This is a genomic window from Streptomyces tricolor, assembly GCF_002155905.1.
Classification (GTDB): Bacteria; Actinomycetota; Actinomycetes; order Streptomycetales; family Streptomycetaceae; genus Streptomyces; species Streptomyces tricolor.
In genome coordinates this window covers 1-8,419 of sequence record NZ_MUMF01000379.1, presented here as the reverse complement: position 1 = coordinate 8,419, position 8,419 = coordinate 1, and the positions used below count along the sequence as shown (strand labels likewise).

The 8,419-nt window shown below is 75.2% G+C and carries 6 protein-coding genes; 4 read left to right on the top strand and 2 right to left on the bottom strand.

Going from position 1 to position 8,419, the window contains the following annotated elements; all coding sequences use genetic code 11:
* The 4 genes from CCN44_RS25870 to CCN44_RS25855 form a co-directional block, all read left to right on the top strand.
* On the top strand, positions 1-506 hold a 506-nt coding region (locus tag CCN44_RS25870), incomplete at its 5' end, for an LCP family protein (protein ID WP_244203963.1).
* Between the two features lie 71 nt (positions 507-577).
* Complete coding sequence (locus CCN44_RS25865) at positions 578-1,951, top strand: FG-GAP-like repeat-containing protein (protein WP_086699975.1); 1,374 nt, start codon at positions 578-580, stop codon at positions 1,949-1,951.
* 157 nt (positions 1,952-2,108) lie between these two features.
* Complete coding sequence (locus tag CCN44_RS25860) at positions 2,109-2,465, top strand: YciI family protein (protein WP_059252117.1); 357 nt, start codon at positions 2,109-2,111, stop codon at positions 2,463-2,465.
* A gap of 43 nt (positions 2,466-2,508) precedes the next feature.
* Complete coding sequence (locus CCN44_RS25855; protein WP_086699972.1) at positions 2,509-3,762, top strand: RNA polymerase sigma factor; 1,254 nt, start codon at positions 2,509-2,511, stop codon at positions 3,760-3,762.
* A gap of 12 nt (positions 3,763-3,774) precedes the next feature.
* Here the strand turns inward: CCN44_RS25855 and CCN44_RS25850 are convergent, their stop codons facing one another.
* Both CCN44_RS25850 and CCN44_RS25845 read right to left on the bottom strand, forming a co-directional pair.
* Entirely contained in the window at positions 3,775-7,131 is a 3,357-nt protein-coding gene (locus CCN44_RS25850) for an NACHT domain-containing protein (RefSeq protein ID WP_086699969.1), read from the bottom strand.
* A gap of 51 nt (positions 7,132-7,182) precedes the next feature.
* Positions 7,183-8,349 (bottom strand): THUMP-like domain-containing protein, encoded by a 1,167-nt coding sequence (locus CCN44_RS25845; protein WP_086699966.1) that lies wholly within the window; start codon positions 8,347-8,349, stop codon positions 7,183-7,185.
* Positions 8,350-8,419: the final 70 nt, after the last annotated feature.

Genomic DNA, 8,419 nt, shown 5'->3' with positions numbered 1-8,419 from the left:
TCCGCATGGACCACTACCTGGAGATCGACTTCTCCGGCTTCGCCCGGCTCGTCGACGCGCTCGGCGGCGTGGACGTCACCACCGACGAGGACATCGACGACGACCAGAGCCATCTGCACCTGCGGGCCGGCTCCCACCATCTCGACGGCAAGCAGGCCCTGGCCCTCGCCCGCACCCGGCACGGCATCGGCGACGGCAGCGACCTGGGCCGCATAGGGCTGCAACAGATGCTGGTCAAGGCGCTGCTGGCGCGGCTCTCCGGGGCCGGTCTGCTCACCGACCCCGCCAAGCTGTACCAGGTCGCCGACGCCGTCACCGCCGGTCTCACCACCGACACCGGCCTGGACTCCCTGAACGAGCTGGTGAGCCTCGGCCGCAGCCTGCGGGAGCTGACCGCCGACCGGGTGCGGACGGTGACCATGCCGGTCGTCACGGCACCCGCCGACCCCAACCGGGTCGTCGCCGACGAACCGGCGGCGGGCGAACTGTGGGCGTCGCTGCGCTGAGCCGTACAACCCTCCGGGTGACCGGTGGGTCTGCTGCGGTGACCACGCAGCAGTAACCAGGGGGTCTTCCTTTGTTCCGCTCACGTTCGCACGCCCGCTGGGCGCTCCCGCTGACCCTGGGCCTGACCGCCCTCGGCCTCGCCGTCCCGGCCGCCTCCGCCACCCCGCCGCACCACGCCCCGGTCCGCGACGACTTCAACGGCGACGGCTATGCCGACCTGGCGATCGGCGCCCCGAACGGCACCGTCGGCGGCCAGTCCCGGGCGGGCTACGTCACCGTGCTCTACGGCGGCCCGCACGGCCTGTCCGCCGGCCACCGCACGCACCTCAGCCGGGCCACGGCCGGCATCCCCGGCGCCCCCGTCAAGGGGCAGCTCTTCGGGCTCCAGCTGTCCAAGGGAGATCTGGACGGCGACGGCTACGCGGACCTCGTCGTCGGCAGCGGCTCGCCGAGCGCCGGCGGGGTCGTGGTCTGGGGCGGACCGCGCGGGCTGTCGGGCGGCCGGGCGATTCCCGCCACCGACACCCAGACCGGTGACTTCGACGGCGACGGACGGTTCGACCTCGCCGTGTTCCGCGCCGGCTTCGCCGGGGGCGACGACCCGTCCGGCACCACCGCCACGATCTGGAAGGGCCCGCTGGGACGCAACGGCACCCCCGCCGCGCGCACCCCGCTCGACCCCGACCACCTCCAGTACATCGACATCCGCGACGGCGACACCGGCGACATCAACGGCGACGGCCGCACCGACCTCGTGCTGACCGGCTACTGCGGCGACGGCAACAACTGCAGCACCCTCTACCTGAGCGGCCCCGCCGGCCTCACCCGCGTCACGGACGGCCACCCGGGCGGCGACGGCGCGGCGGCGATCGGCGACCTCGACGGCGACGGCTACGACGACCTCGTCACCGGGTTCCAGGACGACAACGCGGTCTGGGTGATGTACGGCAGCGCGTCCGGGCTGCGCGGCAAGGCGACCTGGAAGCGGTTCACGCAGGACACGCCCGGCGTCCCGGGCAGCCGCGAGACGACCGACAAGTTCGGCCAGGCGGTCGCGGTCGGGGACATCACCGGCGACGGCATCGAGGACCTGGCGGTCGGCGCGCCCGACGAGAACGGCGAGGGCGTGGTCGACGTGCTGCGCGGCAGCCGGTCCGGGCTGACCGGCACCGGAGCCCAGGCGTTCGGACAGAACACCCGGGGCGTGCCCGGCACCGCCGAGCAGCACGACTCCTTCGGGTACGTCGTCCGGCTGCTCGACGTCAACGGCAACGGCCACGCCGACCTGGCCGCCACCGCACCCGGCGAGGACGGCGGCAACGGCGCGGTCTGGGTGCTGCGCGGACGTCCGTCCGGCCTGGTCACGGACGCCGCGGCGGTGTTCGGCGGGAAGACGGTCGGCGCGCCGTACCGGAAGGCGTCCTTCGGCTTCGAGCTGAAGTAGAGAGTCCCGGCGGAAGTCCCGCGGAAGGTCCCGGCGGAAGTCCCGCGGAAAATTTCTGCGAAAAATCGTCGGCGCCTGTGTCGATCCGCGTCTCTCCCGTTCGACGCAAGGGTGAGCGGCGGGGACAGGCCCCGCCGCCTTGACCGAAGGAGTCACCATGCCCCGCTACCTGTCGATCGTGCACGTCGACGAGTCCTCCGCGCCCGCCGGGGGTCCCAGCGAGGAACTGATGCAGCGGATGGGCGAGCTGATCGAGGAGATCACCAAGGCCGGAGTCATGCTCGACACCGCCGGGCTGACGCCGTCCGCGCAGGGCACCACCGTGCGCTGGGAGGGCGGCAGGCTCTCCGTCACCGACGGGCCCTTCACCGAGGCCAAGGAGGTCATCGGCGGTTACGCGCTCATGCAGTGCAAGGACAAGGCCGAGGCGCTGGAGTGGACCAAGCGGTTCCTCCAGGTCCACGAGCCGTTCTGGACCGTCTCCTGCGAGGTGCGGGAGATCGCCGAGGGCTGAGCCCGTTTGGCCGTCCGGCACCCGGGGTGTTGCATGGTGGGCTGTGGAACCACAGCCCGCCGCGACGCACGCGATCGAGACCGTCTTCCGCCTGGAGTCGCCCCGCGTCATCGCCGGCGTCGCCCGGATCGTCCGGGACGTCGGCATCGCCGAGGAACTGGCGCAGGACGCCCTCGTCGCCGCCCTGGAGCGGTGGCCCCGGGAAGGGGTGCCGGACAACCCCGGCGCCTGGCTCATGGCCACCGCCCGGCACCGGGCCGTCGACCTGATCCGGCGCCGCGAGACCTACGCCCGCAAACTCGCCGAGATCGGCCGGGGCCTGGAGACCGCGGCCCCGCCGGAGGAGCCCGCCGACCCGGACGACATCGACGACGACCTGCTCCGGCTCGTCTTCACCACCTGCCACCCGGTGCTGTCCCCCGAGGCGCGCACCGCGCTCACCCTGCGCCTGCTCGGCGGCCTGACCACGGCCGAGATCGCCCGCGCCTACCTGGTGCCGGAGCCGACCGTGGCCCAGCGGATCGTCCGTGCCAAACGCACGCTCGCCACGAAGAACGTCGCCTTCGAGGTGCCGTACGGACCCGACCGCGAGGCCCGCCTCGGCTCCGTCCTGGACGTCATCTACCTGATCTTCAACGAGGGGTACGCGGCCACCGCCGGCGACGACTGGCTGCGCCCCGGGCTGTGCGAGGACGCGCTGCGACTGGCCCGGGTGCTGTCCGCGCTGATGCCCGAGGAGCCCGAGGTGCACGGGCTGACCGCGCTGCTGGAGTTCCAGGCCTCCCGCGCCGCCGCCCGCACCGGCCCCGACGGCACACCGGTGCTGCTGAAGGACCAGGACCGCCGCCGCTGGAACCGCATGCTCGTCGCGCGCGGGGTCCGCGCCCTGGACCGCGCCGGGGCCACGGCGAGCGGCCCTCCGGGCCCGTACGCCCTCCAGGCCGCCATCGCCGCCTGCCACGCGCACGCGTACACGTACGAGGAGACCGACTGGCGCGCCATCGCGACCCTGTACGGCCTGCTGGCCGTCCGCGCGCCCTCCCCGGTGGTCGAGCTGAACCGCGCGGTCGCCGTGGCCATGGCCGACGGCCCGGCGGCGGGCCTGGAGCTGGTGGACGCCCTGGCCGGCACCCCCGCGCTGCGCGGCTACCACCTGCTGCCCAGCGTCCGCGGCGACCTCCTGTCCCGCCTCGGCCGCACCGCCGAGGCCCGCGAGGAGTTCCTGCGGGCGGCCGGCCTGACCCGCAACGAGAGGGAACGGCGGCTGCTGCGGCGCCGGGCGGAGGAGTGCGGCTGAGCCGGGCGGGGGTCAGGACAGCCGGCGCAGCCACGGCTCCGTCCGCCACAGCCGTACGGTCCCGTCCAGGCAGGCGGTGGCGAGCAGGTCGCCGGCCGGGCTGAACGCCATGCCCTGGACCGGCCCCGTGTGGCCCGTGAGCGTGTCGAGGTGCACCAGCGCCCCGGCGGGGGTGCGGGCCCAGACGTGCGTCTCGTGGTCGTCGGTGCGGGCGAGGGCGAGGAGCCGGCCGTTCGGGCTGAGGGCCACCGTGTCGGCGCTGACCGGCCACGGCCATCGCGCGGGCGCCCACGCTCCGGTCCGCCGGTCCCGCGTCCACAGCTCCGGGCGGCGGCTGCCGGCGGGGAACCCCCAGATCTCCCTGGTGTACTCCCGGACCTCTCTGACGAAGGCGTACGCGTCGCCGGTCGCGTCGACCGTCAGGCCGGCGAAGCCCTCGTCGACCTGCCGGGGATGCGCGGTGGCGAACAACCGGGTGATCTTGCCGGTGACGGAATGCCGCCGGACCCGTCCCGTGCTGTCGAGGGTGACGGGCTCGTGCGTCGCCGGGTCGAAGACCAGCCCGGAGAACTGACCGATCTCCCGGGTGAGGGGGGAGGCCGGGCAGCCGTCGGCGGCTGCCGTGTCCCAGACGGCCAGCTCGCTGTCCTTGCCGGCCGCGAACAGCTCTCCTCCGGGGGAGAAGGCCACGATCGCCGACGAGAAGGTGCCGGGGCCGTCGCGCCCGCGGGGACGTACCGTCCGCCGGTGCCTGGTGTGCCAGATCTCCACCGCCGAGTTGTGCCCGACGGCCAGGATGGGGTGCCAGGGGTGGAACGCGAGGCCGTACACGGGCTCGTGGCCCTCGCCCCGGCGCAGCGGTCGTCCGCCCCGCGGTCGCGGATCGCGCGCGTAGTCCCACACCCAGACCGTCCCGTCCTCCGCGCCGATGGCGAGCCTGGTCTCCCCGGCCGGGTGGAAGGCCACGGTGTCCAGGGGCGCGGACGCCGGGAACACCTGGGAACTCCCGTCCCGGGCGCCGTTGCCGACGGCGGCCGTGAGCGCCGTCGCGGCGCCGGCGGTGAGCACCAGCCGGCGCCGTACCGTGCGGCTGGGCGCGGGCGGCGGCTCGTCCGTCGGGTACATCGGGTGTCCAGCGAGCGTCTCCTGGAGCCGGACATGGCGGAACTGGTGGACGCCGCCCGACTGGCGGAGCAGTCCACGGCGCCGGGCGTCGGCGAGGAAGCCGGTGAGCCGGAGCGGCAGCCGGCCCCGGGCCGCGAGGAAAAGCCGGGTGAGGACGTAACGGGGCCAGGCGCGGGTGAGCAGGAGCAGCAGCCCGAACACCGCCCCGGGGAGCGCCATGGTCACTCCGGTCAGGACGAAGACGTTGCCGCCGAAGGGCTCGACCACCGTCTGCCACCGGCTCCCGGCGAGGAGCGCCAGGTCCGGGGTGCCGGGCCAGCCCACCCAGTCGTTGAGCGCGCGGGCGAGCCAGGCGCCGGAGAGCACCCCGGCGTACCAGCCGAGCAGCCCGGTGGCCGCCACCACACACCCGGCGAGCGCCGCTCCGGCCAGCGCCGACCGCCGGTCCTGGGCGATGGAGCCGCCCGGGCTCACCTGCGCCGCGTGGTGCGGAGGCGCGTTGAGCCAGTCGTGCGCCGCCAGCGCGAGCCCCGTGACGACCGCGAGGCACCCGGCGACCCCGCCCATCACGCAGTAGTCCTCGACGGCGTCGAAGGACCCCGGGCCGTCCGGCGTGCTCAGCGCGGTGGCGCCGGCGAGGACGAGGAGCACGGGAGCCGCGGCGAAGGCGGTGAGGGTGACGCCCGCGCGGAACCCGCGGCGCAGCCGGCCCAGCGACCCCTGGACGGTGAACGACAGCCGGCCGGGTGTGTTCCCGGGGACGCCGTACCAGACGATCACGGACAGCAGCGCGAAGCCGCCCCCGACGAACCCGCCGATCACCGGGAAGTCGCCCCGCGCTTCCGCGCCGAGGGCACCGGTGAGCACGATCCACGCCAGGGCGCCGACGCCGAGCACCAGCCCGGCGAGCACGCCGATCGCGGGCGGGAACCACGGCGACAGCAGCCGCTCGCTCATCCGCCACCAGGCGAGGTCGCGTTCCCGGTGCTCGTGCAGGTAGCGGGCGAGGAACGTCAGCCAGGTCCGGGCCTGGGCCGCCGTCCAGGGACCGTCCCGCCCGGCGCTGCCCGTCGGGCCGGGGCCGGGGGCGTAGGCGGCGTCGATCAGCCGGTCGGTGAGGTGCTGTTCGACGGCGAACCGGCAGTCGAAGCGGGAGCCGTCCAGGAGTTCCGCCGGATCCCGCCGCAGCCGCTGGTAGACGAGCCGGGCGGAGGTCACCATCAGGGGGGTGGACAGCGCGTCGGCGACCGGGCCGCCGCCCGCCGAGCGCAGCCGGGCACAGACGGGTGACCAGTCGGTCCCGGGCGGCCAGTCGACGTCCCGCAGGTAGGCGATCACGTCGTCGGCGGAGACCGGGGACACCTCGATGACCGGCGCCTCGCGCAGCGCCGGGGCGCCGCCGCGGATCAGGTCCTCGTACTCGGCCGCCCGGCAGGTGACCACCACCGGGCGTTCCGCTCCGATCGCCGCGTTGATGCCGCGGATGGCGCTGCGCCGCGCCGACTCCGGGATCTCGTCCAGCCCGTCCAGTACGGGCAGCAGCAGCCCGTGGGCGAGGAGGGTACGGGGGATCTCCGGCCGGCTGCTGTAGTAGGGCAGGGCCAGCGTTCCGACGATCCAGTCGTCCAGCGGCTCGCGGACCGGGTCCCAGGACGACGCGGGCAGCAGGACCGGCACCGGAGCGCCGGACTCGCGCCCGGCGAGCAGACCGAGGGTGAGCAGGATCGCCAGCACGCTCTTGCCGGAGCCGGGCTCGCCGATCGCGACGAGCCGACGGCCCGGCAGATTCCGGTAGCCGTCGGCGAGCCGGGCGATGACGTCCTCGAAGCGGCCGTCGAGCCGGCCGCCGAGCCGCACCCGCAGCACCCGTGCGTGGGCGGTGCGCGGCAGATGGGCGACGTCCCGGTCGGTGGCCGCCCAGGCCAGCGGCAGCACGCGCGGATCGCGCAGGCCGCGGGCGGTCGCCTCGTCCCGCCACTGCTCCTCGACCACGACGGCCAGGTCGTCGGCGAGCGCGGCCGGGTCCGGCGCGGCCGGTTCGTGGCGGAAGAAGTCGGCCAGCGCGAGCAGGAGGCTGACGAACCCGACGAACAGGCTGCCCACGGTGGCGATCTGGTTCGCGGCGTCCTCGTCGCCGCGGACCAGCATCCACCCCGCGAGTCCGGCGCAGGCGAGCGCGGTGGCCAGCAGCAGGACGTCCCGGGCGAGCCGCCGCCGGGACCGTCGCCTCGTACTCCACGTCACGGCAGCATCGTGGGGTGCCGTGACCGGGGGCGTCCGGGGAGTGCGCCGGGATCACCCCAACGGATGGCCGATCAGCATCGTCGGCGCCCCGGCCACCCGGGTCAGGAACACGGTGGCCGCGTTCGGCCCCTGCGGCCTGACCTTCCGGCGCAGTTCCTCCGGCTCGACCGCCGAGCCGCGCTTCTTCACGGTCAGCGTGCCGACCTCGCGTTCCCGCAGCAGGGCCTTCAGCTTCTTGACGTTGAAGGGGAGCCGGTCGGTGATCTCGTAGCCGGAGGCGTACGGCGTGGGGCGCGGCGCGTCGGCGGTGATGTAGGCGATGGTCGGGTCCAGCAGCCCGCCGCCCAGCTCCTCGGCGACCTCGGCGACCAGGTGCGCGCGGATCACGGCGCCGTCCGGCTCGTACAGGTAGCGCCCCACCGGCCGCACCGCGGGATCGGGCAGGCCGCGGCCGAGCAGGGTGCGCGGGCCGGGCAGCAGCGTGGCCCGCACGGCGCCCGGCGCCCCGGTGCCGAACCACAGCACCGCCTCCTTCACGTCCCCGCCGTCGGAGATCCACTCGGCCTCGGCCGCGTCCGGGATCACCTCGTGCGGGATGCCGGGGGCGATCTTCAGGGCGGCCCGGGGTGCCCCGAGAGCGGTCTCGACGGCCCAGGACAGCGGCGGCGAGTACGCCTCAGGATCGAACACGCGGCCCCGCCCGCCCCGGCGCGCCGGGTCCACGAACACCGCGTCGTACCCGGTGGTGTCCACTTCCGTGACGTCGGCCTCCCGGACCTCGATCAGGCCGGCCAGCCCCAGCGCCTCGGCGTTCGCCCGCGCCGTCGCCGCGGTCAGCGGGTCCCGGTCCACGGCCAGCACCCGGATCCCGGCCCGCGCCAGCGCGATGGCGTCCCCGCCGATCCCGCAGCACAGGTCGGCGACGGAGGTGACGCCCAGCTCCCGCAGCCGCCGCGCCCGGTACGCCGCCACGCCGGCCCGCGTCGACTGCTCGACCCCGTTCGGCGTGAAGAACATCCGCCCGGCGTCCTCGGCCCCGAACTTCGCCACCGCCCGCTGCCGCAGCCGGGCCTGGCCGAGTGCGGCCGACACCAGCTCGGCCGGGTGGTCGCGGCGCAGCCGGGTGGCCACGGCCAGCTCCTCGGCGGGTGCGGTGTCGCGCACCTGGTCGAGGAGGGCGCGGCCTTCTGGGGTGAGGAGCAGAGCGAGGTCGTTCACCGGGTCATTGTGGGCCAGTCGGTGGATGGTGCGCCTCCGGCGGCGGTGTCGGCCCGGGCGGGGGGCCGGG

Bases quoted from the DNA above. Each gene is read 5' to 3' on its own strand.
- CCN44_RS25860 (WP_059252117.1), top strand. From the start codon at position 2,109: ATGCCCCGCTACCTGTCGATCGTGCACGTCGACGAGTCCTCCGCGCCC.